Raw genomic sequence first — 24,367 nt, 5'->3', positions numbered from 1 at the left:
CCTTAGGCCTCCTCGGCTCACCGAAGGAGAGATTCCCGTGGTAGACCGCAAGCCGCCGCTCGCGCCCGAGGAGCTCCGCGCCCTCGTCGCCAGCGGTGAGATCGACACAGTCGTCCTGGCCTTCCCCGACATGCAGGGGCGGCTCCAGGGCAAGCGGTTCGCCGCACAGTTCTTCCTGGACGAGGTCCTCGCGCACGGCACCGAGGGCTGCAACTACCTCCTGGCCGTCGACACCGACATGAACACCGTCGACGGCTACGAGATGTCCTCCTGGGACCGGGGCTACGGCGACTTCGCCATGCACCCCGACCCCGCCACCCTGCGCCGCATCCCCTGGAACCCCGGCAGCGCCTTCATCCTGGCCGACCTGGCATGGAACGACGGCACCCCCGTCGTGGCCGCGCCCCGGCAGATCCTGCGCCGCCAGCTGGAGCGCCTCGCCGAGCACGGATACACCGCGATGGTCGGCACCGAGCTGGAGTTCATGGTCTTCCAGGACACCTACGAACAGGCCTGGAACGCGAGCTACCGCGGCCTGACCCCCGCCAACCAGTACAACATCGACTACTCGGTCCTCGGGACCGGCCGCGTCGAACCCCTGCTGCGCCGCATCCGCAACGAGATGCAGGCCGCCGGCCTGGTCGTCGAGTCGGCCAAGGGCGAATGCAACCTCGGCCAGCACGAGATCGCCTTCCGCTACGACGAGGCGCTCACCACCTGCGACCAGCACTCCGTCTACAAGACCGGCGCCAAGGAGATCGCCGCCCAGGAAGGCGTCTCGCTCACCTTCATGGCCAAGTACGACGAGCGCGAGGGCAACTCCTGTCACATCCACCTCTCGCTCACCGATACCGACGGACGCAACGCGATGGCCGGAGAGGGCCAGGGGGAAGACGGCATGTCCCCCGTCATGCGCCACTTCCTGGCCGGCCAGCTCGCCGCGCTGCGCGACTTCTCTCTTCTCTACGCCCCGAACATCAATTCGTACAAGCGTTTCCGGCCGGGATCCTTCGCGCCGACCGCCGTCGCCTGGGGTCTCGACAACCGCACCTGCGCCCTGCGCGTCGTCGGCCACGGCCGCTCCATGCGCTTCGAGAACCGCCTCCCCGGCGGTGACGTCAACCCCTACCTCGCCGTCGCCGGCCTGGTCGCGGCCGGCCTCTACGGCATCGAGAACCGCCTGGAGCTGCCGCCGATCTGCACCGGCAACGCCTACACCGGCGACTACGCCCACGTCCCCGCCACCCTGCGCGAGGCCGCCGAACTCTGGGAGAACAGCGAGATCGCCAAGGCCGCCTTCGGCCCCGAGGTCGTCGCCCACTACCGCAACATGGCCCGCGTGGAACTCGACGCCTACGACTCCGCGGTGACCGACTGGGAGCTGCGCCGCTCCTTCGAACGCCTGTAGCCACCCACGCCACCGAACCGAAACTGTGAGGCACCACGTGTCCGATGCGCCGGCCCCCTTCGAACTGACAGTGCTCAATCCGGCCACCGAGGAACTCGTCGCCGTCGTCCCGGCCGCCACACGGGACGACGTCGACGCCGCAGTGGCCCGGGCCGCCGTGGCCCAACGGCCCTGGGCCGCGGCCGCCCCCGCCGACCGCGCCCGCCTCCTGCGGCGCTTCGCCGCCGTCGTCGACGGGCACATCGAGGAACTGGCACAGCTGGAGGTCCGCGAAGCCGGCCACACCATCGGCAACGCCCGCTGGGAAGCCGGCAACGTACGCGACCTCCTCGACTTCGCCGCCGGGGGAGTGGAACGGCTCTCCGGCCGCCAGATCCCCGTCGCCGGCGGCATCGACGTCACCTTCCTCGAACCCCTCGGCGTCATCGGCGTGATCGCCCCCTGGAACTTCCCCATGCCGATCGCCGCATGGGGCCTGGCCCCGGCCCTCGCCGCCGGTAACGCCGTCATCCTCAAGCCCGCCGAGACCACCCCGCTCACCGCGCTGCGCCTCGCCGAACTCGCCCTCGAGGCCGGGATCCCCGAACACCTCTTCCAGGTGCTCCCCGGCCGCGGCGACACCGCGGGCGACGCCCTCGTCGAACACGCCGGCGTCGCGAAGATCGTCTTCACCGGCTCCACCCGCGTCGGCAAGCACATCATGGCCAAGTGCGCCGACCGGGTGAAGCGCGTCACCCTCGAACTGGGCGGCAAGAGCCCCAACATCGTCTTCGCCGACGCCGACCTGGAGGCCGCCGCGGCCGCAGCCCCCATGTCCTTCCTCGACAACACCGGCCAGGACTGCTGCGCCCGCACCCGCATCCTCGTCCAGCGCTCCGTCCACGACCGCTTCCTCGACCTCGTCGCCCCCGGCATCGCGGCCGTCGCCGTCGGCGACCCGCTCGACGAGAAGACACAAGTGGGCCCGCTGATCTCACGGACCCAGCTGGACCGCGTACGGTCCTTCGTCACCGACGACCTCACCGCGATCCGCGGCACCGCACCCGAAGGCCCCGGCTTCTGGTACCCGCCGACCCTCGTCACGGACGTCGCCCCCACCGCGCCCGTCGCCGTCGAGGAGGTCTTCGGCCCCGTCGCCGTCGTCCTGCCCTTCGAGGACGAGGAGGACGCCGTACGCCTGGCCAACGCCACCGAATACGGCCTCTCCGGCTCCCTCTGGACCCGCGACATCGGCCGCGCGCTGCGCGTCTCGCGCGCCGTCGCCGCCGGCAACCTGTCCGTCAACTCCCACAGCAGCGTCCGCTACTGGACCCCCTTCGGCGGCTACAAGCAGTCCGGACTCGGCCGCGAGCTCGGACCCGACGCCCTCACCGCTTTCACCGAGACCAAGAACGTCTTCATCAGCACGGAGGCCTGAACCCATGTCCGTAGAGCCCACCGAGATCATCTGCCGCCGCCTTGTCGGCCGCACCGCCGTCATCACGGGAGCCGGCAGCGGCATCGGCCTCGCCACCGCCCGCCGACTGGCCTCCGAAGGCGCCAACGTCGTCTGCGCGGACATCGACGAGACGGCCGGCAAGGCCGCCGCCGAGGAGGTCGGAGGCCTCTTCGTGAAGGTCGACGTCACCGACAAGGAAGACGTCGACGCCCTCTTCAAGACCGCCTTCGACACCTACGGCTCCGTCGACATCGCCTTCAACAACGCGGGCATCTCTCCCCCGGACGACGACTCCATCCTCACCACCGAGCTCGACGCCTGGCGCCGGGTCCAGGACGTCAACCTCACCTCCGTCTACCTCTGCTGCAAGGCCGCCCTGCCCTACATGCAGCGCCAGGGCCGCGGCTCCATCATCAACACCGCCTCCTTCGTCGCCGTCATGGGCGCCGCCACCTCCCAGATCTCCTACACCGCCTCCAAGGGCGGCGTCCTCGCCATGTCCCGCGAGCTCGGCGTCCAGTTCGCCCGTGAAGGCATCCGCGTCAACGCCCTGTGCCCCGGCCCCGTCAACACCCCGCTCCTCCAGGAACTGTTCGCCAAGGACCCCGAGCGCGCCGCCCGCCGCCTCGTGCACATCCCGCTGGGCCGGTTCGCCGAGCCCACCGAGATCGCCGCCGCCGTCGCCTTCCTCGCCAGCGACGACTCCTCCTTCATCAACGCCACCGACTTCCTCGTCGACGGCGGGATCTCGGGCGCGTACGTCACCCCCCTCTAGGGGGTGTCCGGCGGATCAGGGCCGGGCCCGGGCCACCCGGCACCGCGGCCTGCCGCGTTGTCGTCGGGCGCCGACGCTCCGCGTGGGCTTCCTCCTCCGCCTTGCATTCCACGGCACCGGACGACCCGGGCTGTCCGGCCCTGATCCGCCGGACACCCCCTGAACCCCACCGCACCACCACCCACCCGACAGCCGGGCGTCGCACGACGCCCGGCTGTCGTGCTCCACCACCCGTGACCCCTTCACCGCCAAGGAGCGTTCACCCGTGTCCCCACGCCACACCACCCGGCGCCTCCAGAGGCTCGCCGCCGCCGCGATCACCGCGGCGGCCCTCGTCGCCGTCGCCCCCTCCGCCGAGGCCGCACACCCCGGAGCCCCCTGCACCACCCCCCAGCTGAAGGACGGCTGGTACGGCGACAACCGGGCCCGCCTCCAGCAGCTCATCGACCGCCACGCCCGCTGCAACCCGTACCGCCCCACCCGCGCCAAGCCCGTCGCCGTCTTCGACTGGGACAACACCGTCGTCAAGAACGACGTCGGCGACGCCACCATGTTCTGGCTGCTGCGCAACTCCAAAATCCGCCAGCCCGCCCGCGGCGACTGGAGCACCACCAGCCGCTTCCTGACCCCCGCCGCCGCGAAGGCCCTCGCCGAAGCCTGCGCCCCCCTCGCCCGCCCCGGCACCCCGCTGCCCACCGGGACCCCCGCCGGAGCCGGCTGCGCGGACGAGGTCCACGCGGTCTACGCCACCGCGGCCACCCGCACCGGAGCCGCCGCCTTCACCGGCTGGGACCACCGCACCATGGAACCCGGGTACGCCTGGCTGGCCCAGCTGATGCAGGGCTGGACCGCCCGCGACATCCGCAGGTTCGCCGCCGCCGCCCGCACCGAGAACCTCGCCGCGCCCGTCGGCGCCACCCAGCAGGTCGGCACCGGCCGCGCCACCGGCTGGGTGCGCTACTACGACCAGCAGAAGGACCTCGTCAACAGCCTCCGCAGGGCCGGCTTCGACGTCTGGATCAGCTCCGCCTCCCCGCAGCCCGTCGTCGAGGTCTGGGCCCAGGGCGTCGGCATCGACGCCGGCCGCGTCATCGGCATCCGCAACACCACGACCCGCGCCGGGACGTACACCCCCCACCTCAAGGGCTGCGGATCCGTCCCCGACGGCGCCGACACGATGATCACCTACATCGACGGCAAGCGCTGCTGGATCAACCAGGAGGTCTTCGGGGTGCGCGGCCCCGCCGCCGAGAAGGTCCAGCCGGCCGCCCGCCGCCAGGTGTTCGCGGCAGGCGACTCCGACACCGACATCTCGTTCCTGCGCGACGCGACCGGCCTGCGCCTCGCCGTGAACCGGAACAAGAACGAGCTGATGTGCCGGGCCTACGACAACAGCGACGGCAAGTGGATCGTCAACCCGATGTTCATCGAGCCCAAGCCGCACCGGAGCAGCCCCTACCCCTGCTCCACCACCGGCTACGTCGACCACGACGGCACGCCCGGACCGGTCCGCCGCGACGACACCACCGTCATCCCGGACCAGACGGACACCGTGTTCTAGAGGAAGGTACGGCCCTCGCCCCGGTACGTCGGCACGCCGGCCGTGACCCGGTCGCCCTCGACGAGGTGCAAGGTGTCGAACCGCTCGCACAGTTCGCCCGCCTTGGCATGGCGGAACCAGACCCGGTCGCCGATCAGCAGGTCGTCGGCCGGGCTCCCCAGCAGCGGCGTCTGCACCTCGCCCGCACCCTCCTGCGGGTCGTAGCGCAGCCCCTGCGGCAGGTACGGGACCGGCAGCCGGTCCGGGCCGGCCGCACCGGACGCCGGATACCCGCCGCCGAGCACCGTCACCACCCCGACCCCGGGCCTGCGCACCACCGGCTGCGCGAACAGCGCCGCCGGACGCCCGCGGAACGACGTGTAGTTGTCGAAGAGCCGCGGCACGTACAGCCCCGACCCGGCGGCGATCTCCGTCACCGCGTCCTCGGCCGCGGTCTGCTGCACACTGCCCGTACCGCCGCCGTTGACGAACTCCAGGTCCGGTACGACGTCCCGTACGGCCGCCACCACCGCCGCCCGCCGCGCCGCAAGCTCCCTACGGGCCGCGCCCTGCATCAGCCGGATCGCCCGTGACCGCAGCGGGCGCCCCGCCAGCGCGTCCCCGACCCCCGCGACATGACCCTCGTACGCCATCAGCCCCACCACCCGGAACCCGGGCCGCGCCGCGACGGCCCGGGCCAGCGCGGCCAACTGCGCGGGCTCGCGCAGCGGGGAGCGGCGCGCGCCCACCCGCACCCGGCCGCCCAGCAAGTGCAGGGCGGTGTCCAGCTCCAGACAGACCCGGATCTCCTCGGTGCCGCCGTCGCGGGCCGCGTCGATCAGCTCCCACTGCGCGGGGTCGTCCACCATCACCGTGACGGCGGCGGCCAGCTTGGCGTCGTGCGCCAGCTCACGGAAACCGGCCCGGTCCGCGGAGGGATAGGCGAGGAGCACGTCCTCGAACCCGGAGCGGGCCAGCCAGAGCGACTCGGCGAGCGTGTACGACATGATCCCGGCGAACCCGGGCCGGGCCAGCACCCGTTCGAGCAGGGCGCGGCACCGGACCGACTTGCTGGCGACCCGGACCGGCTTGCCGCCGGCCCGGCGGACGAGGTCGTCGGCGTTGGCGTCGAAGGCCTCGAGATCCACGATGGCCAACGGCGCGTCCAGGTGCGCGGTCGCCCGGTCGTACCGGGCGCGGTCGGCGGCGGGGGAGTTCATGGGCGGCAGCTTGCCAGAGGTCCGTACCGGTGGGTAGGGGTCGGGCAGTCTCCCCCCGAGGCTCCGCCCCGGACCCCGCGCCTCAAACGCCGGCGGGGCTGAAATCCAGCCGGCGGAGCTGGAAGCGGGCCGGCGGAGGCAGGAAGGGGGTCGGTGGGGGGCCGGGGCGTCGGGGCGGATCAAGACCTGGATCTCCGCCCCGGACCCCGCGCCTCAAACGCCGGCGGGGCTGAGTGGGAGCGGGTCGGGGCTGAAGGAGGCCGGCGGGGCTGAGGGGGAGCCGGTCGGGGCTGAGGGGGAGTCGGTCGGGGCTGAAAAGGGGCCGGCGGGGGCTGAGTGGCGGAAGGGGTGGCTGCGGGGGTTCGCGGGGGCGGGGGCGGGGACGGGGTGGGGTGTTGGCCGGGACGTAAAACGTGATTTGTTGGCGCGTTGGGAGCCCGTACGGGCGGGCCCGGCCGAGGCGCCATAAATCATGCAGTCCCGGACGACATCCCACCCCGGCCCCGGCACCGACCCGGCCACCGCTCCCGCCCGGCCCCGCCAAGGCTCCGTCGGCCCCGCCCCCGCCCGGCCCGCGCCGCCCCGGCCCGCGCCGCCCCGGCCCGCGCCGCCCCGGCCCGCCCCGCCGGGACCCGCGGGGCGGCCGTCTCGGCAGGGCGTTCTCGGCAGGGCGTTCTCGAGGACCACGTAGAGTACGGACAGGCAGCCGTACGGAACGGGGGGCGGAGCCGCCGGATGACCACGACGACACCGCGGACCACGATCCCGGGCGAGCCCGACCCCTGGTCCCCGCCGCCCCAGCCCGTTCACGCCCCACCGCGCCGCCACCCCGGCCGGGTCGCGGCCGCCACCCTCTGCGTCATCCTCGGCGGCGGCCTCATCGGCGGAGCCGCCGTCACCACCTGGGCCGAACACCGCGCCGCGAACCGCCCCCTGCCCGCGGACGCCGCCTACCGCAAGGCCGGCTCGCTCTGGCGCGCGGCCCCGGTGGACAGCCTCCTCCCGCCCGTCCTCGCCGGCCCCTCGGCCGGCCCCGGCGGAGCCGACCGCACCTGGACCCGCATCGCGCTCGCCCCCGACGCCGACTGCCCGACCGCCCTGCCCGCCGACTGGCAGGCCGCGGTGGCCGCGACCGGCTGCACCCGCGTGCTCCGCGCCACCTACACCGACGCCACCCGCAGCTTCCTGATCGCCGTCGGCATGGTCTTCACTCCCGCCGACGAGCCCGCGATGAACGCGCTCGGCGGCCGGCTCACCGCCCCGCCCGCCTACGGATTCGCCGACAACCAGCGGGCCGCCTGGGCGGCTTCGGTCCGCAGGGAGGCCCCCGTCGTCGTCTACGCCGTCTCCGCCTTCGCCGACGGCCGCACCCAGGACGCCCCGCGCCCCGCCGAGGACCTCGTCAAGAAGGACGCGACGGGCGCCGCGGCCCAGGCCGGCCTCGGCCACGAGGCGAAGGCGATCGCCGCCCGCCTCGGAGACGGCCTGGCCGCTCTCGCCGCACCGCCCGCCACCCCCGCCGCACCGCCCGCCACCCCCGCGCCGAAGGCCGCCCGATGACCCCCGCCCCCGCCCCGGGCGCCCTGCGCGGCGCGGCCGTGCTCGCCGCCGCGGCCCTGCTCGCGACCGCCACCGCCGCCCCGGCCGCCGCCGACACCGTCCGCGACCGCCAGTGGGGGCTGCTGGCCCTGCGCGCCGAGGAGGCCTGGGGCACCACCCGGGGCGACGGCGTGACCGTCGCCGTCCTCGACACCGGTGTCGACGAGTCCCACCCCGACCTGTCGGGCCAGGTCCTCGCCGGCACCGACCTCATCGGCATGGGCGCCGGCCCCGGCGACCGGGCCTGGGCGCGCCACGGGACCGCCATGGCGAGCATCATCGCCGGGCACGGCCACGGCCCCAGCCGCGGCCAGGGCGTCCTCGGTATCGCCCCGCAGGCACGGATCCTGCCCGTGCGGGTGATCCTCGAAGAGGGCGACCCGGGCCGCGCCAAGGCCCGCGAGAGCAAGGGCGGCGCCCTCGCCGAAGGCATCCGCTGGGCCGTCGACCACGGCGCCGACGTGATCAACCTGTCCCTCGGCGACGACAGCGACTCCGCCCACCACGAGGCGGGCGAGGACGAGGCCGTGCAGTACGCCCTCGCCAAGGGCGTCGTCGTCGTGGCCTCCGCGGGCAACGGAGGCGAGACGGGCGACCGGGTCTCCTATCCGGCCGCCTACCCGGGGGTCATCGCCGTGACCGCGGTCGACCGCCGCGGCCGGAAGGCAAAGTTCTCCACCCGCAACTGGTACGCCACCGTGAGCGCCCCCGGCGTCGACGTCGTCATCGCCGACCCCGACCGCTCCTACTACGAGGGCTGGGGCACCAGTGCCGCGGCGGCCTTCGTCTCCGGGGCGGCGGCCCTCGTCAAGGCCGCGCACCCCGACCTGTCCCCGGCCCAGATCAAGAAACTGCTGGAGGACACCGCCTCCGACTCCCCGGCCGGCGGCCGCGACGACGCCCGCGGCCACGGGATGGTGGATCCCGCCGCCGCCCTCCAGGTCGCGGAGGCGATGCAGCCGGAGGCCGCGGTCCCCGCCCCCGTGGCGGCAGCCGGCCCGTACTTCGGCCCGGGCCCCGAGCCGGTCCGCCCGCCCGAGCGGGGCGCCCGGCTCGGCGCACCGGCCGCCGCGGTCGCCGGGGCGGCGCTGCTCCTGCTGGCCGCCGTACTGGCCCGGCGCCCGCGACGGGGTCCCCGGGGCGGCGAGGCGTACCCGGCACAGTAGGGTCGGGTAACTGTGGCGAACATGGCGAACAAGAACATTCCCGACCCGGGCTTCTCCGACGACGACGGCTCCGCCGATCCCGAGCTGACCGCGGCGCTCGCCGCGTGGGCCGAGGACCGCACCCAGGAGCCGCGGGTGCTGGCGGCGCTCAAGGGCGCCCGGCTCCTGGTCCCCGTGGTCGCCGTGCTCGGCGAGGTGGAGACCGACCCGGAGACCGGCCTGAAGCGGGAGAAGACCAGCGACATGGCCGTCCCGACGCTGCGGGCGGGCGACCGGCGGGCCCTGCCCGCCTTCACCTCGATCGCCTCGCTCGCGCTCTGGGACCCGGCCGCCCGGCCGGTGGCCGTACCGCTGCACCAGGCCTTGGCCGCCGCGGCCCACGAGAAGGCCGACACCGTGGTGCTGGACCTGGCCGGTCCCGTCGCCTACCAGCTGACCGGCCCCGCGCTGCTCGCGCTCGCCGAGGGCCGCACGGACACCGATCCGCTGGCCGACCCCGCTGTGCGGGACGCCGTACGGGCCGCGGTGGCCGGCGAGCCCGCCGTGCTGCGCGCCCACCTCGGCCCGGGCGGCCCGGACGCGGACGGAACCCTCGCGGTCGTGCTGGCCGCCGACGCCCAGGCCCCGGCCGCGGCCCGCCGCGTCGCCGAGGCCCTGGCGGCGGACACGACCCTGCGGGCCCGCCTGGTGCGCGGCCTGAACCTGGCGCTGCTGCCCCCGGACGCCCCGGTCCCGCCCGGCGAGCCCCTCTTCACCCGCTGAACGACGAGGGAGGGGCGGACCGTGGTGCTGCCACGGTCCGCCCCTCCCTCGTCGTGCCCGGCGAGGCCGCCGGATCAGCCGAAGACCGGGCCGGTGAACTTCTCGCCCGGGCCCTGGCCCGGCTCGTCCGGGACGATCGAGGCCTCGCGGAAGGCGAGCTGGAGCGACTTCAGGCCGTCGCGCAGCGGGGCGGCGTGGAAGGAGCTGATCTCGGTGGCGCTCGCGGTGACCAGGCCGGCGAGGGCCGTGATCAGCTTGCGGGCCTCGTCGAGGTCCTTGTGCTCGGAGTCCGGCTTGTCCAGGCCCAGGTTGACCGCCGCGGCGCTCAGCAGGTGCACGGCCACCGTGGTGATCACCTCGACGGCGGGCACGTCCGCGATGTCGCGGGTCATGGCGTCGTAGTCGGGGGCGCCGTCGGCAGCGGGGTCGGTGGGGGTGGAGGGTGTCGCGTCAGTCATGCGCCCCACGATATGCCGTGCGGCGGGCTTGCAACGCGGGTGCTAGTATGTACATCGACCGGCCGGATGCTGTGGTGTCCGGCCCACAAGTGGAGGCTCCGTTCTCCCACCTGACCGCCTTCCGGGGCGGCGGGTCACCGGTCAGGCGGCATCCATCGTTCCGTACGGACGATGGAAAGCCGCCCGAGTCTGCGCCCCGCGTGTTGCATGCGGCGGTGCTCCGGTTGTTTTGGAGCCCCTGCCTGTGCCCGGCGGGGCTTTTTTCATTCTCCCGCCGCGGTCGGTCTGACGGAAATACACGTCAGCGGCTGTCTGCCAGGCAGTCGTGTGGTGCTACCGAGGAGGATCCATCAGCACCGAGCCCCGCATCAACGACCGGATTCGCGTTCCCGAGGTACGACTCGTCGGTCCCAGCGGCGAGCAGGTCGGCATCGTGCCGCTTGCCAAGGCGCTTGAGCTCGCGCAGGAGTACGACCTCGACCTGGTCGAGGTCGCGGCGTCCGCACGCCCGCCGGTCTGCAAGCTCATGGACTACGGCAAGTTCAAGTACGAGTCGGCCATGAAGGCCCGTGAGGCGCGCAAGAACCAGGCGCACACGGTCATCAAGGAAATGAAGCTCCGGCCGAAGATCGACCCGCACGACTATGACACCAAGAAGGGTCACGTCGTTCGGTTCCTCAAGCAGGGCGACAAGGTCAAGATCACGATCATGTTCCGTGGTCGCGAGCAGTCCCGGCCGGAACTCGGCTACCGACTGCTGCAGCGTCTCGCTTCGGACGTCGAGGAGCTCGGCTTCATCGAGTCGAACCCGAAGCAGGACGGCCGCAACATGATCATGGTCCTCGGTCCGCACAAGAAGAAGACCGAGGCGATGGCCGAAGCCCGCGAGGCGCAGGCCGCCCGCAAGGCCGAGCGCCAGGGCGCCGCCGCTGCCGACGAGGCGACTCCTTCCCAGGAGGCCGCCCCGGTCGAGGCGACGGACGCCAAGGATGCCGAGGTCACCGAGGCCGACGCCGGCGAGGCGAACGCCGAGGCCTGATTCCGAGGCACCTGTCTCGAATCACCTACACAACATGACGCTCCCCCAAGCCGGTCCGGACCGGACCGGCGAGGGAGCGCCACCGACGAGGAGATAACGGCGCCATGCCGAAGAACAAGACGCACAGCGGTACCAAGAAGCGCTTCAAGGTCACCGGCTCCGGCAAGGTGCTCCGCGAGCGCGCCGGCAAGCGCCACCTGCTCGAGCACAAGTCGTCCCGTGTCACCCGCCGCCTCACCGGCAACGCGGAGATGGCTCCCGGCGACGCCGCGAAGATCAAGAAGCTTCTCGGCATCTGACATCCACCGCTCCCCCCGCAGGGAGCGGATGCATGTCGAGACCGGGACCCCATCGAATTTCCGGGTCGTGTGAAGACACCCACGGCCCCGCTACAAGGAGTTAAAAAGTGGCACGCGTCAAGCGGGCAGTAAACGCCCACAAGAAGCGCCGGGCGATCCTCGAGGCGGCCTCCGGCTACCGCGGTCAGCGTTCGCGCCTGTACCGCAAGGCCAAGGAGCAGGTCACCCACTCGCTGGTCTACAACTTCAACGACCGCAAGAAGCGCAAGGGCGACTTCCGTCAGCTGTGGATCCAGCGCATCAACGCCGCTGCCCGCCAGAACGGCATGACGTACAACCGCCTCATCCAGGGTCTGAAGGCCGCCAACATCGAGGTGGACCGCAAGATCCTCGCGGAGCTGGCCGTCAACGACGCCAACGCGTTCGCCGCGCTCGTCGAGGTCGCGCAGAAGGCGCTTCCGGCCGACGTCAACGCCCCCAAGGCCGCCGCGTAAGGCCTGGCCGGCCGCACGAGCGGTCGGCACCCTCGGACCCGCAGGCGATTCGCCTGCGGGTCCGAGTGCTTTCCCGCACCATCGCGCCCCGGCGCCCGCACCCCGAGAGAGAACCGCAGAGACCATGGCTGACCTGGGTCACCCCGCCGAGCTGATCTCCCCCCGATCCCCGCGGGTGGCCGCCGCCAGGCGACTGGCGCGGCGCAACTTCCGCACCAAGGAGCGCCGGTTCATCGCCGAGGGCCCCCAGGCGGTCCGCGAGGCCGTCGAGCATCGCGGCCCCACGGGCGCCTCGACCCTGATCGAGCTGTTCGCCACCGTCGAGGCCGCCGAGCGCTACTCCGAGATCATCGGTGCGGCCCTGGAGGCGGGCGCCCGCGTGCACCTCGCCTCCGACGAGGTGCTCGCCGAGGTCTCCCAGACCGTCACCCCGCAGGGGCTCGTCGGCGTCTGCCACTTCCTCGACTCGCCCTTCGAGGAGATCCTCAAGGCCGGGCCCAGGCTCGTCGCCGTCCTCGCGCACGTCCGCGACCCCGGCAACGCGGGCACGGTCCTGCGCTGCGCGGACGCCGCCGGCGCGGACGCGGTGGTGCTGACCGACGCCTCCGTGGACCTCTACAACCCCAAGTCCGTACGGGCCTCCGTGGGCTCCCTCTTCCACCTCCCGGTCGCCGTCGGCGTCCCGGTGGAGCAGGCCGTCGAGGGGCTGCGCGCGGCGGGCGTACGGATCCTCGCGGCCGACGGCGCCGGCGAGGACGACCTGGACGCCGAACTGGACGCGGGCACCATGGGCGGCCCTTCCGCCTGGGTGTTCGGCAACGAGGCCTGGGGCCTGCCGGAGGAGACCCGGGCCCTCGCGGACGCCGTGGTGCGGGTCCCGATCCACGGGAAGGCGGAGAGCCTGAACCTGGCGACGGCCGCCGCCGTCTGCCTCTACGCGTCCGCGCGTGCACAGCGGGCGCCCGGAGGGTGCCGCTCCGTGACCCCCAGCTAGTAATGTGGCGGCCCGGGGGCCCACTGCGCTACTCGGAGATGTGGGGTACGGGGACATGACCGTCGGAACGAACAGCTCACCCGGAGCCGCGGACGCGGCCGAGGAGCGGTTCCTGGACGCCCTCGAACCCCCGGCCGCGGCCGCCGACGGGCTGTGCGGCGTACCGCCCCAGGCGGTGGACTCGGGCCGGGCCCGGGCCGCCCGCCCGGCGGTCCCCGCCGCCCGGGAGGCGGCCGGGCCCGCCGCGGCCCCCGGCGACCGGCCCGGCTTCGCCGTGGACCCCGACAGCCTGCCCGACGGCCTCGTCGTCGCCGACGACACCGGCCGGGTGGTCTGCTTCAACGCGGCCGCCGCCCGGCTCACCGCCCTGGCGCCCGAGCAGGCGCTCGGCGCCCCCATCGACCGGGCCCTCCCGCTGGAGGACCTCGAAGGCCGCCGCTGGTGGGCGCTGACCGACCCCTACGGGGGGCTCGCCACCCGCCGCGGCCAGCCCGAGCGGAACCTGCTGCTCCCCGGCGGCCGCGAGGTGCTCGTCTCCGCCAGCTACGTCCGCACCCACCCCACCGGCCCCGTGCGCCGGCTCGTCGTCACCCTGCGCGGCACCGAGGCCCGCCGCCGCACCGAACGCAGCCACGCCGAGCTGATCGCCACGGTCGCCCACGAGCTGCGCTCCCCGCTGACCTCCGTCAAGGGGTTCACCGCGACCCTGCTCGCCAAGTGGGAGAGGTTCACCGACGACCAGAAGCGGCTGATGCTGGAGACCGTCGACGCCGACGCCAACCGCGTCACCCGCCTCATCGCCGAGCTCCTCGACATCTCGCGCATCGACTCCGGCCGCCTGGAGGTGCGCCGCCAGCCGGTCGACATCGCCACCGCGGTGGGCCGCCACGTCCAGGCGCTCACCGCGAACGGCCAGGACCCCGGGCGCTTCCTCGTCAGCGTCAGCCGTCCCCTCCCCGACCTGTGGGCCGATCCGGACAAGATCGACCAGATCCTCGGCAACCTCCTCGAAAATGCGGTGCGCCACGGCGAAGGAACGGTCACCATCGGGGTGTCGCCGCATGAGAAGGGAACCGCTGTCACCGTGTCCGACGAAGGCCCCGGAATCCCCGAGGAGTCGATGGCCCGCGTCTTCACCCGCTTCTGGCGGGGGAGCAAGCGCGGCGGCACCGGCCTGGGCCTCTACATCGTCAAGGGCATCGTGGAGGCGCACGGTGGGACCATCACGGTCGGCCGCGGCCCCGGTGGCGGCGCCGAGTTCCGATTTATCCTGCCCGTGAGCGCCCCCGCGTACCTCACGCAGTAGCCCTGCGGAGCGTCCCGGCAGGCGGCCCACGGGCTCCTTCACCCCCGGCGACCTTTAGACTCGTCCTTTGGCACCTTTGTGTCCTTGTGCCGAGCGCGCCCTGCGCGTCGCGCGGGGGACCCAACCAGCCAGCCATCGGAAGTACGGGAAGAGATGTCGGCACCGAACAAGTCGTACGACCCTGTCGAGGTCGAGGCACTGAAACCGGAAGAGATCGAGCGCATGCGGGACGAGGCGCTCGCCGCCTTCGCGTCCGCCGGCGACCTCGACGCGCTGCGTGAGGCGAAGACCGCGCACATGGGCGACCGCTCGCCCCTGGCGCTCGCCAACCGCGAGATCGGCGCCCTGCCCCCGCAGGCCAAGGCCGAGGCGGGCAAGCGCGTGGGCCAGGCCCGCGGCGCCGTGAACAAGGCCTTCGGGGCCCGCACCGTCGAGCTCGAGGCCGAGCGCGACGAGCGGGTGCTGGTCGAGGAGGCGGTGGACGTCACGCTGCCCCACGACCGCACGCCCGCGGGCGCCCGGCACCCCCTGACCACGCTGATGGACCGCGTCGCGGACATCTTCGTCGCCATGGGGTACGAGGTCGCGGAGGGTCCCGAGGTCGAGGCGGAGTGGTTCAACTTCGACGCCCTCAACTTCACGCCCGACCACCCGGCGCGCCAGATGCAGGACACCTTCTTCGTCAAGGGGCCCGAGGGCACCGAGGGCGACGAGTCGGGCGTCGTGCTGCGCACCCACACCTCCCCGGTGCAGGCGCGCTCGCTGCTGGAGCGCAAGCCCCCCGTCTACATCGTCTGCCCGGGCCGCGTGTACCGCACCGACGAGCTCGACGCGACGCACACCCCCGTCTTCCACCAGGTCGAGCTGCTCGCCGTGGACGAGGGCCTGACCATGGCCGACCTGCGCGGCACCATCGACCACATGGTCAAGGAGCTGTTCGGGGAGGAGACCACCACCCGGCTGCGCCCGCACTTCTTCCCGTTCACCGAGCCGTCCGCCGAGATGGACATGCAGTGCTACGTGTGCCGCGGCGAGTCGGTGGGCAACCCCGACCGCCCGTGCCGTACCTGCTCCAGCGAGGGCTGGATCGAGCTCGGCGGCTGCGGCATGGTCAACCCCAAGGTGCTGACCGCCTGCGGTGTGGACCCGGAGAAGTACAGCGGGTTCGCCTTCGGCTTCGGCATCGAGCGGATGCTGATGTTCCGTCACAACGTTGAAGACATGCGAGACATGGTCGAGGGTGACGTTCGTTTCACCCGGCCCTTCGGGATGGAGATCTGATGCGGGTCCCGCTTTCGTGGCTGCGGGAGTACGTCGACCTCCCCGCCGGTGAATCCGGTCGCGACGTCGCGGCCAAGCTCGTCGACGCCGGCCTCGAGGTCGAGACGGTCGAGCAGCTCGGCGCCGGGCTCAAGGGCCCCCTGGTCGTCGGCCAGGTGCTGACCATCGAGGAGCTGGAGGGCTTCCGCAAGCCGATCCGCTTCTGCACGGTCGACGTCGGCACCGCCAACGGCACCGGCGAGCCGCAGGAGATCGTCTGCGGCGCCCGGAACTTCGCCGTCGGCGACAAGGTCGTCGTGGTCCTGCCCGGCGCCGTCCTGCCCGGCGACTTCGCGATCGCCTCGCGCAAGACGTACGGCAAGACCTCGCACGGCATGATCTGCTCCGGCGAGGAGCTCGGCATGGGCGACGACGGCACGCACGGCATCATCGTGCTGCCGCCGGAGCACGAGACCGGCACGGACGCGATCGAGCTGCTCCAGCTCGTCGACGAGGTGCTGCACATCGACGTCACCCCCGACCGCGGCTACTGCATGTCCCTGCGCGGCATCGCCCGCGAGGTGGCCACCGCCTACGGCCTGCCGCTGCGCGACCCCGCGCTGCTCGACGTGCCCGGGCCGAACTCGTACGGCTACCCGGTCAAGATCGACGACCTGGCCGGCTGCGACCGCTTCACCGCCCGCACCGTCACCGGCCTCGACCCCGAGGCCCGCTCCCCGATCTGGCTCCAGCGCCGCCTGCAGAAGGCCGGCATGCGCCCGATCTCGCTCGCCGTCGACGTCACCAACTACGTGATGCTCGAACTGGGCCAGCCGCTGCACGCCTACGACCGCTCGCGGATCGACGGCACCATCGGCGTCCGCCGCGCCGAGCAGGGCGAGAAGTTCACCACCCTCGACGGGGTCAAGCGCACGCTCGACGCCGAGGACCTGGTGATCACCGACAACAGCGGGCCGATCGGCCTCGCCGGTGTCATGGGCGGCGCCAACACCGAGATCGCCGACTCCGTCACCGACCCGGAGACCGGCGTGGTCACCGGCACCACCGACGTGGTCATCGAGGCCGCGCACTTCGACTCCGTGTCGATCTCGCGCACCGCCCGCCGCATGAAGCTCTCCTCCGAGGCGTCCAAGCGCTTCGAGCGGGGCGTCGACCCGCAGGCCGCCGCCGCGGCCGCCCAGCGGACCGTCGACCTGCTCGTGCTGCTCGCCGGCGGCACCGCCGAGGCCGGGGTCACCGAGGTGATCGCCCCGGGCGCGCCGCGCACCATCGCGATGGCGGCCGACCACCCGGACCGGGTGGCGGGCATGGACTACGGCCGTGAGACCGTCGTGCGCCGCCTCCAGGAGATCGGCTGCGACGTCTACGGCCAGGACGAGCTCGTCGTCACGCTGCCCTCGTGGCGGCCCGACCTCGCCGCGCCCAACGACCTCGCCGAAGAGGTCATCCGGCTGGAGGGCTACGGAAACCTCCCGTCGACCCTGCCGCAGGTGCCCTCCGGCCGCGGTCTGACCGCCCGGCAGCAGCTGCACCGCCGGGTCGGCCGCGCGCTGGCCGGCGCCGGCTACGTCGAGGCGCTCAGCTACCCGTTCCTCGGCGAGGGCGTCTTCGACCAGCTCCAGCTGCCGGCGCACGACGCCGCCCGCCAGGTCGTCAAGCTGGTCAACCCGCTCTCCGACGAGGAGCCGGCGCTGCGCACCACGCTGCTGCCGGGTCTGCTCGGTGCGCTGCGCCGCAACGACAGCCGGGGCAGCCACGACCTCGCGCTCTTCGAGACCGGTTCGGTCTTCCGGGCCGCCGCGCAGCCGGGTGTCGCCGTACGGCTGCCCGTCGACCGGCGTCCCACCGACGAGGAGATCGCCACCCTGGACGCGGCGCTGCCCACGCAGCCGCGGTACGCCGCGGTCGTGCTGGCCGGTGCCCGCGAGCAGGCGGGCTGGTGGGGCAAGGGCCGCCCGGCCGACTGGGCCGACGCGATCCAGGCGGCCCGCGCGCTGGCCGTCGAGGCCGGCACGGAGCTCGTCGTCCGCCAGGGCCAGTACGGCCCCTGGCACCCGGGCCGCTGCGCCGAGCTGGTCGTCACCGTCGACGGGGTGGAGCAGGTCATCGGCCACGCCGGCGAGCTGCACCCGCGGGTGGTCAAGGCCATGGGGCTGCCGGCCCGCACCAGCGCGATGGAGCTCGACCTGGACCGCCTCGCGGCGGCCGGCGGCGAGGTCGTCCAGGCGCCCCGGATCTCCTCCTTCCCGGTGGCGACCCAGGACGTCGCGCTGATCGTGGACGCGTCCGTCCCGGCGTCCTCCGTGGAGGCCGCCCTGCGCAAGGGCGCGGGCGAACTCCTGGAGTCGCTGCGCCTGTTCGACGTGTTCACCGGCGAGCAGGTCGGCGAGGGCAAGAAGTCCCTGGCGTACGCGCTGCGTTTCCGCGCGAGCGACCGCACGCTGACCGCCGAGGAGTCCACGGCCGCGCGCGACGCGGCGGTGGCGCTCGCCGGCGAGCGGACCGGGGCGGTGCTCCGGGGCGCGTAGCCGATCGGTCCTCGGACCGTTCAAGGCCTGATGAGGGGCGTATCCGCGACCGGATGCGCCCCTCACTCATTCGGGTGAGAACCCTCTGGGCCCATGTCGGGGGCCGCCGTCCGGTCGACACAATCGATCCGGCCGGAGGGGAGTCCTACGGATGATCACGCGCGGGGAGATGACCCGGGTGCGCCGGGTGTGCGTCGCGGCATGGGGCGGTGCCGCGGTGTCCTGGGAGCTGTCCACCCCCGGCATGCTCGTTCCGAGCCTGGCCACGTGCGCCGCCTTCCTGCTGCTGGCCACCGGGTGCGCCCTGCACATCCGGCGCGGGCTGCTGGCCGAGCTGCACCGGTCGCAGGAGATCGCGGGCGCCGCGCAGCGGGCCCTGCTGCGGCCGCTGCCGGGCCGGATCGACGGCCTGACCCTGGCCGCGGCGCAGCTCTCCGCGAGCCGGGGCGCCGCGGTGGGCGGCGACCTGTACGAGGCGGTGCCGACGGCCCACGGGATCCGGGTGGTCATCGGGGACGTACGGGGCCACGGGCTGCCGGCGCTGGGCGCGGCGGCCGCCGTCCTGGGGGCCTTCCGGGAGGCGGCGTACGACGAGCCCTCGCTCGGCGCCGTCCTGCGGCGGATGGAACGGGCCCTGGGCCGGCACGTACGCGACCGTGCCCGGGCCGAGCACCCGTCGGCCTGTCCGGCCGAGCCGGAGTCCCCGGCGGCGGAGGAGTTCGTGACCGTGCTGCTCCTCCAGATCGGCCCGGACGACAGCCTGACGGCCCTGAACTGCGGCCATCCCTGGCCGTACCTGATCCGTCCGGCCCCGGAACCCTGTGCGGCGCGCAGCCGCGGCTCCACCCCGGCCACCGCGCCTCGCACGCACCCGGCCGCCGCCGGGAGACGGCTGCGCGCGGGGCTGCGTCCGGAGCCCGGCACGGGTGAACGCCCGCCGCAGCGGGCCCCGGACGTGAGAGCGCTGGACGGGGAGACGCTGCCGCCGCTCGGGGTGGTTCCGTTACCGCCGGACCCGGGGGCGCAGGCGTGCGGTGAACTCCGGCCCGGGGAGACGCTGTTCCTGCACACCGACGGGGCGGAGGACGCCCGTGACCCCGCGGGGAGGTTCTTCCCCCTGCGGAGCGTCCTGGCACGGGCACCGCTCACGCCCGCGCGGCTGGTCGCGGGCGTGCACGCGGCCCTGCTCCGGCACACGGGCGGGCGGCCGACCGACGACGTCGCCCTGCTGGTCGTCCGCAACGACCGGTACTGACCACGCACGCCGGGCCCGGTGGATGGGCCCGGCGCGCGTCCGGTCCGGTTCCCTGCCGGGGGCCCGGCGACCAACCGGGCGCCGACGGAACCGAAGGCGCCGCCCGCCTGCCATGGAGTGTCGGGCAGACAGCAGGACGGGCGGCGCGGTGACGGGTCGTCGCACTGTTCGAGGGGGAGCCGACGACCCGAGCTCCTCTTGGCGAGGGTCTTCAGTCAAGCGCCTTGAGGGGTCCGTGCGGCAGAGTGCGGATCGCATTTATGCGCGTACTAGGTTCACACCCCGTGTGAATCGCGCACCCACTAGCCTGATACCGACGAGCTCCGGGAGCGCCCATGCAGCCCAATGTCCTGCTCGACGCCCTCCTTGCCGAGGCGGGCATGTCCCACGCCGGGCTCGCCGCCCACGTGAACCAGGCGGGGCGCACGCGCGGGCTGGCCCTGCGCTACGAACACACCGCCGTGACACGGTGGTTGAAGGGGCAGCGCCCCCGCGGCCAGGTTCCCGACCTGATCTGCGAGGTGCTCGGCGGCCGGCTGCGGCGGCCGGTCGGGCTGGACGACATCGGACTGGGCGTGCCGGACCACCCGGTGTCCCTGCACGCCTCCCCGCTCAGCGGTTTCGTGGACCGGGCCGCCGCCCTGTGGCGCTCCGACGGGCAGGCCCGGCCGCAACTGCTCACCGCCGAGGCGGTCACCGGCACCCCGGCCGTGATCCCGGTGTGGGAGTGGGAGAATCCGCCCGAGGACGCCGACGTCTCGCGCGACGGCCCCCACCGGATCGGTCCGGAGCACGTGGAGATCCTCAAGGCCGCCCGCGCCCACTACGAGCTGATGTACCGCCGGGCCGGCGGCGTGGCCACCCGCGACCGGATCGTCCGCTTCCTCGGTACGGAGACCGCGCCGATGCTGCGCGGGAGTTACCCCGACGACCTCGGCCGCCGCCTGCACCGGGCCACCGGATCCCTGGTCGCGGTGGCGGGGATCTGCGCGTACGACTCGGACGCGCACGGGCTGGCGCAGCGCTATTTCCACCAGGCGCTGCGCCTGGCCAAGGCGAGCGGGGACCGGGGGCTCGGCGCCTACGTGATCGCCCTCATCGTCAACCAGTCCCTGCACCTGCGGGAGTACCGCCAGGCCGTCGCCTTCGCCGAGGCCGCGCTGCGCGCCGCCGGCCGGCACACCACCCCGGCGCTCGCCGCCGACCTGCACGCCATGCAGGCCAAGGCGTACGCCCAACTCGGTGACGCGCAGGCCGCGCTGGCGTGCATCCGCGGCGCCGAGGCGGCCGCCGCGCGGATCCACCCGGGCAGCGAGCCGGACGAGACCGGGTACGTCCAGCCCGGACTCGTCAACGTGCAGGTCGCCGAGGCACTGCTCAGTCTGGGCGATCTGGAGGCGGCGCGGGTCCAGGCGGCCGCCGCCGTCGGCACCCCCGCGCACGACCGCGGCCGGGTGCACCGGCTGGCGATGCTCTGTGAGATCCAGCTGCGTCAGGGAGAGGCGGACCGGGCCGCGGCGGGTGCGGCCGAGATGGCCGAGCGGGCCCGCGGTATGGAGTCGCTGCGGCTGCGCGATCGGCTGCGGGCGGTCCGCGAACAGCTTCTGACCAGCGGTTGTTCGGACGCGCAGGAGACCGTACGGCTCATCGACGGGGCGCTGCGCGTTCCGCTGTGACAGGGCAGCTGCTGCGATGTTTGCCACCTACTCGAACGGAAGGTGGCACAGCCGTGCAGTGGACGAACCTGAGTGAGCAGACTGTGTACAAGAACCGCTGGTTCGATGTGAATCTCGCCGACGTGGAACTCCCCGACGGCCGGCACCTGGACCACTTCGTGATCCGGCTGCGCCCGGTGGCGGTGGCCACGGCCGTCAACGAGGCCAACGAGGTGCTGCTGCTCTGGCGGCACCGCTTCATCACCGACAGCTGGGGATGGGAACTGCCCGCCGGGGTGGTCGAGGACGGCGAGGACATCGCCGCCGCGGCGGCCCGGGAGATGGAGGAGGAGTCGGGCTGGCGGCCCGGCCCGCTCCGCCACCTGATGACCGTCGAGCCGTCCAACGGGCTGACCGACGCCCGCCACCACCTGTTCTGGGCGGACGGGGCGACCTGGACCGGCGACCCCGAGGACGACTTCGAGTCCTCGCGCCGGGAGTGGGTCCCCCTCAAGCTCGTGCCGGACATGATCGCGGACGGGGAGATCCCGGCCGCCAACATGGCGGCCGGGCTGCTCCTGCTGCACCACCTGCGGCTCGGCCGGCCGTAGCGGTCGGGTCACCCTTCGGCCGGCCGCGCGGTCAGCCGTACGGGTAGAAGCCCGCGCCCGTCTTGCGGCCCAGGCGGCCGGCGTCGACCATCCGCTGGAGCAGCGGGGGAGCGGCGTACAACGGCTCCTTGTACTCGGCGTACATCGAGTCGGCGATCGAGGCGATGGTGTCCAGACCGATGAGGTCGGACAGCTTCAGCGGGCCCATCGGGTGGGCGCAGCCCAGCTCCATGCCGTTGTCGATGTCCTCGCGGCTCGCGATGCCCGACTCGAACATCCGGATCGCGGACAGCAGGTAGGGGACGAGGAGCGCGTTGACGACGAAGCCGGAGCGGTCCTGGGCGCGGACCGCGTGCTTGCCGAGCACGTCCCGCACCAGGGCCTCTGCCCGCTTGATCGTCTCCTCGCCCGTGGTCAGCGCCGGGATCAGCTCGACGAGCTTCTGCACGGGGGCCGGGTTGAAGAAGTGGATGCCGATGACCTGGTCGGGCCGCGAGGTCGCGACGGCCAGCTTGACCAGCGGGATCGAGGAGGTGTTGGAGGCGAGGATCGCGTCCGGGCGGGTGATCACCTGGTCGAGGACCTGGAAGATCTCCGTCTTGATCTGCTCGTTCTCGACGACCGCCTCGATGACGAGGTCGCGGTCGGCGAACTCGCCGAGGTCGGTGGTGAAGGTGAGGCGGGCCAGGGCGGCGTCCCGCTCCTCCTCGGTGATCTTGCCGCGCTCGGCGGCCTTGGTCAGGGAGTTCTGAAGCCGGGTACGGCCGATCTCCAGGGCTTCGCCGGTGGTCTCGGCGACCTTGACCTCAAGGCCGCTTCGGGCACACACCTCGGCGATACCCGCGCCCATCTGGCCACAGCCCACTACGCCGACGCGTGTGATGTCGGAAGGGAGGTCAGTCACTTCGTGCCTTTCGCAGCTCATCCGTCGGCGGGTCCCCCGTGTGATTCCGGCGCCCGCCACGCCCCCCGACGTTACTCCCGACCTTGCGGGGCGCGGCGGGCCGGGGCGGGCATGCTGGGCGGACACCGCGCATCGTCACTCAGTGAAACGGAGAGGTCACATGGCGCACATCGGTCGACGGGCACTGCTGGCAGGGGCGGCGGGGGTGATCGCCGCGGCGACGGGGGGAGCGGCGTTCGCCGCGCCGCGGACTTCGGGCCCGCTCCCCGGGAGGGGCGCCGGCACCCCCGAGTTCCGGGGGATGTGGATCGCGTCCGTCTCGAACGTCGACTGGCCCTCGCGCAGCGGGCTGTCGGCCGCGACCCAGCGCAAGGAACTGCTGGCCCTGCTCGACACCGCCGTCCGCCGCCGGCTCAACGCGGTGGTCCTCCAGGTCCGGCCGGCGGCCGACGCGCTGTGGCCGTCCTCCTTCGAGCCCTGGTCGCAGTGGTTGACGGGGCGGCAGGGGGGCCATCCGGGCTGGGACCCCCTCGGCACGGCCGTCGCCGAGGCGCACGCCCGCGGTCTGGAGCTGCACGCCTGGTTCAACCCGTACCGGGTGGCCAACCACACCGACTTCGACCGGCTGGTGCCCGAGCACCCGGCACGGCAGGACGGCTGGACCGTCGAGTACGGCGGGAAGCTCTACTACAACCCGGGGGTGCCCGAGGTACGGCGGTTCGTGCAGGAGGCCATGCTCGACGCGGTCACCCGCTACCCGCTGGACGCCGTCCACTGGGACGACTACTTCTATCCCTATCCGGTGGCGGGGGAGTACTTCGACGACGACGACGCCTACGAGGAGTACGGCGGCGGCTTCTCGTCCCGGGCGGCCTGGCGTCGGAACAACACCGACACCCTGGTCCGCGAGATGTCGCAGCGGCTGCGCGCCCTGCGGCCCGCGGTCAGGTTCGGCATCAGCCCCTTCGGGATCTGGCGCAACTCGGACCGGGACCCGGCCGGCTCCAGGACCCGCGGCCTCGCGGCGTACGACGACCTGTACGCGGACACCCGCAAGTGGGTCAGGGAGGGCTGGATCGACTACGTCGTGCCGCAGGCCTACTGGCACATCGGGCACTCGACGGCCGACTACGCCGCGCTCGTCCCCTGGTGGGCCCGGACCGTCGCGGGCACGAAGGCGGACCTGTACGTGGGCGAGGCGCTCTACCGCTGCGACGCGGACAGCCCCACCGCGGCCTGGCGGGATCCGGCGGAGCTGTCGCGGCACGTGCGGTTCGCCCGCGGATACCCGGAGGTCCGCGGCCACGTCTACTTCTCGGCGAAGCAGGTGGCCGCGGACCCCAACGGGGCGATGGCACGTGTGGTGGCCGACCACTACGGTTCGGCCGTGCCCCCGCGGTGAATTCAGTGCCCGGGCTCTGCGGGGTGGCGGACGACGCAGTCGGGTCCGGGAGCCATCAGCGCTTCGTGTCCGTCCTGGAAGCGGACCCGGTACGGGGGCGTCCCGTTCTCGCCGAGCACCTGGGTGATCTCGCCCACCTTGTCGGGTTGTCCGACGATCCTGCCGTGCTGCACCAGCTGGTCGCCCTCGGTAGCTCGCATGTCTGACCTCCTCGGTGGCGCTCCGATCCGGTG

Annotated in this window: 22 protein-coding genes; 18 read left to right on the top strand and 4 right to left on the bottom strand. The window is 73.3% G+C overall.

Translation table 11 applies throughout. The annotated features are described in order from the left end of the window. Window positions 1-37 precede the first annotated feature (37 nt). From AVW11_RS21790 to AVW11_RS21775, 4 genes are all read left to right on the top strand, one after another. Window positions 38-1,408 (top strand): glutamine synthetase family protein, encoded by a 1,371-nt coding sequence (locus AVW11_RS21790; RefSeq protein ID WP_076045434.1) that lies wholly within the window; start codon window positions 38-40, stop codon window positions 1,406-1,408. A gap of 37 nt (window positions 1,409-1,445) precedes the next feature. Continuing rightward, complete coding sequence (locus tag AVW11_RS21785) at window positions 1,446-2,825, top strand: aldehyde dehydrogenase family protein (protein ID WP_076045446.1); 1,380 nt, start codon at window positions 1,446-1,448, stop codon at window positions 2,823-2,825. Between the two features lie 4 nt (window positions 2,826-2,829). After that, window positions 2,830-3,621: a 3-oxoacyl-ACP reductase gene (locus AVW11_RS21780; RefSeq protein WP_030855938.1), complete on the top strand. Its 792-nt coding sequence runs from the start codon at window positions 2,830-2,832 to the stop codon at window positions 3,619-3,621. Between the two features lie 265 nt (window positions 3,622-3,886). Further along, window positions 3,887-5,182: an HAD family hydrolase gene (locus tag AVW11_RS21775; protein WP_076045432.1), complete on the top strand. Its 1,296-nt coding sequence runs from the start codon at window positions 3,887-3,889 to the stop codon at window positions 5,180-5,182. Here AVW11_RS21775 and AVW11_RS21770 read toward each other — a convergent pair. Then, complete coding sequence (locus AVW11_RS21770; protein ID WP_030855934.1) at window positions 5,179-6,381, bottom strand: alanine racemase; 1,203 nt, start codon at window positions 6,379-6,381, stop codon at window positions 5,179-5,181. The genes AVW11_RS21775 and AVW11_RS21770 overlap by 4 nt on opposite strands. A 735-nt stretch (window positions 6,382-7,116) precedes the next feature. Here AVW11_RS21770 and AVW11_RS21765 point away from each other — a divergent pair. From AVW11_RS21765 to AVW11_RS21755, 3 genes are read left to right on the top strand one after another with little or no spacing between them, the layout of a single operon-like run. Further along, window positions 7,117-7,941 (top strand): hypothetical protein, encoded by an 825-nt coding sequence (locus AVW11_RS21765; protein WP_076045430.1) that lies wholly within the window; start codon window positions 7,117-7,119, stop codon window positions 7,939-7,941. Further along, a complete protein-coding gene (gene mycP, locus AVW11_RS21760; RefSeq protein WP_060178553.1) occupies window positions 7,938-9,146 on the top strand; it encodes a type VII secretion-associated serine protease mycosin in 1,209 nt (402 codons plus the stop codon). Before AVW11_RS21765 ends, mycP begins: the two co-directional genes overlap by 4 nt. Window positions 9,147-9,167: 21 nt before the next feature. Then, a complete protein-coding gene (locus AVW11_RS21755) occupies window positions 9,168-9,908 on the top strand; it encodes an SseB family protein (RefSeq protein ID WP_076045428.1) in 741 nt (246 codons plus the stop codon). A 74-nt stretch (window positions 9,909-9,982) separates the two neighbouring features. On the opposite strand, the gene AVW11_RS21750 is transcribed toward AVW11_RS21755, so the two are convergent. Then, window positions 9,983-10,366: a DUF1844 domain-containing protein gene (locus AVW11_RS21750; RefSeq protein WP_030841856.1), complete on the bottom strand. Its 384-nt coding sequence runs from the start codon at window positions 10,364-10,366 to the stop codon at window positions 9,983-9,985. A 325-nt stretch (window positions 10,367-10,691) separates the two neighbouring features. On the opposite strand from AVW11_RS21750, the gene infC reads away from it, so the two are divergent. The 10 genes from infC (at window position 10,692) to AVW11_RS21700 (ending at window position 21,828) form a co-directional block, all read left to right on the top strand. Then, a complete protein-coding gene (gene infC, locus AVW11_RS21745; RefSeq protein ID WP_030037391.1) occupies window positions 10,692-11,405 on the top strand; it encodes a translation initiation factor IF-3 in 714 nt (237 codons plus the stop codon). Window positions 11,406-11,509: 104 nt separating this feature from the next. Continuing rightward, a complete protein-coding gene (gene rpmI / locus AVW11_RS21740; RefSeq protein ID WP_030012385.1) occupies window positions 11,510-11,704 on the top strand; it encodes a 50S ribosomal protein L35 in 195 nt (64 codons plus the stop codon). Between the two features lie 107 nt (window positions 11,705-11,811). Next, complete coding sequence (gene rplT, locus AVW11_RS21735; protein ID WP_007263143.1) at window positions 11,812-12,198, top strand: 50S ribosomal protein L20; 387 nt, start codon at window positions 11,812-11,814, stop codon at window positions 12,196-12,198. 133 nt (window positions 12,199-12,331) lie between these two features. Further along, window positions 12,332-13,192, top strand: a complete 861-nt coding sequence (locus AVW11_RS21730) for a TrmH family RNA methyltransferase (protein WP_030841853.1) — start codon at window positions 12,332-12,334, stop codon at window positions 13,190-13,192. Window positions 13,193-13,247: 55 nt separating this feature from the next. After that, a complete protein-coding gene (locus AVW11_RS21725) occupies window positions 13,248-14,498 on the top strand; it encodes a sensor histidine kinase (protein WP_078857473.1) in 1,251 nt (416 codons plus the stop codon). 153 nt (window positions 14,499-14,651) lie between these two features. Further along, a complete protein-coding gene (gene pheS / locus AVW11_RS21720; protein ID WP_030841847.1) occupies window positions 14,652-15,779 on the top strand; it encodes a phenylalanine--tRNA ligase subunit alpha in 1,128 nt (375 codons plus the stop codon). Then, complete coding sequence (gene pheT / locus AVW11_RS21715) at window positions 15,779-18,307, top strand: phenylalanine--tRNA ligase subunit beta (RefSeq protein ID WP_076045426.1); 2,529 nt, start codon at window positions 15,779-15,781, stop codon at window positions 18,305-18,307. Before pheS ends, pheT begins: the two co-directional genes overlap by 1 nt. A 151-nt stretch (window positions 18,308-18,458) precedes the next feature. Further along, complete coding sequence (locus tag AVW11_RS21710; protein WP_076045424.1) at window positions 18,459-19,562, top strand: PP2C family protein-serine/threonine phosphatase; 1,104 nt, start codon at window positions 18,459-18,461, stop codon at window positions 19,560-19,562. Window positions 19,563-19,897: 335 nt separating this feature from the next. Continuing rightward, a complete protein-coding gene (locus AVW11_RS21705) occupies window positions 19,898-21,238 on the top strand; it encodes an NsdA family TPR-like regulatory protein (RefSeq protein WP_060178548.1) in 1,341 nt (446 codons plus the stop codon). A gap of 53 nt (window positions 21,239-21,291) precedes the next feature. Then, on the top strand, window positions 21,292-21,828 hold the full coding sequence (locus AVW11_RS21700) for an NUDIX hydrolase (RefSeq protein ID WP_030841834.1): 537 nt from the start codon (window positions 21,292-21,294) through the stop codon (window positions 21,826-21,828). A 31-nt stretch (window positions 21,829-21,859) separates the two neighbouring features. On the opposite strand, the gene AVW11_RS21695 is transcribed toward AVW11_RS21700, so the two are convergent. Further along, window positions 21,860-22,753, bottom strand: coding sequence for a 3-hydroxybutyryl-CoA dehydrogenase (locus tag AVW11_RS21695; RefSeq protein ID WP_051699632.1), 894 nt, complete (start codon window positions 22,751-22,753; stop codon window positions 21,860-21,862). 139 nt (window positions 22,754-22,892) lie between these two features. Here AVW11_RS21695 and AVW11_RS21690 point away from each other — a divergent pair, with 139 nt between their 5' ends. Beyond that, window positions 22,893-24,134 (top strand): glycoside hydrolase family 10-like protein, encoded by a 1,242-nt coding sequence (locus tag AVW11_RS21690; protein WP_079250730.1) that lies wholly within the window; start codon window positions 22,893-22,895, stop codon window positions 24,132-24,134. Between the two features lie 2 nt (window positions 24,135-24,136). On the opposite strand, the gene AVW11_RS21685 is transcribed toward AVW11_RS21690, so the two are convergent. After that, window positions 24,137-24,334, bottom strand: coding sequence for a DUF1918 domain-containing protein (locus AVW11_RS21685; protein ID WP_030841812.1), 198 nt, complete (start codon window positions 24,332-24,334; stop codon window positions 24,137-24,139). Window positions 24,335-24,367 lie beyond the last annotated feature (33 nt).

The sequence above is a fragment of the Streptomyces amritsarensis genome, assembly GCF_001953875.1.
In the GTDB taxonomy this organism is placed as follows: Bacteria; Actinomycetota; Actinomycetes; order Streptomycetales; family Streptomycetaceae; genus Streptomyces; species Streptomyces amritsarensis.
The sequence above is the reverse complement of the archived record's forward strand: the minus strand, read 5'-3'. Positions and strand labels throughout refer to the sequence as shown.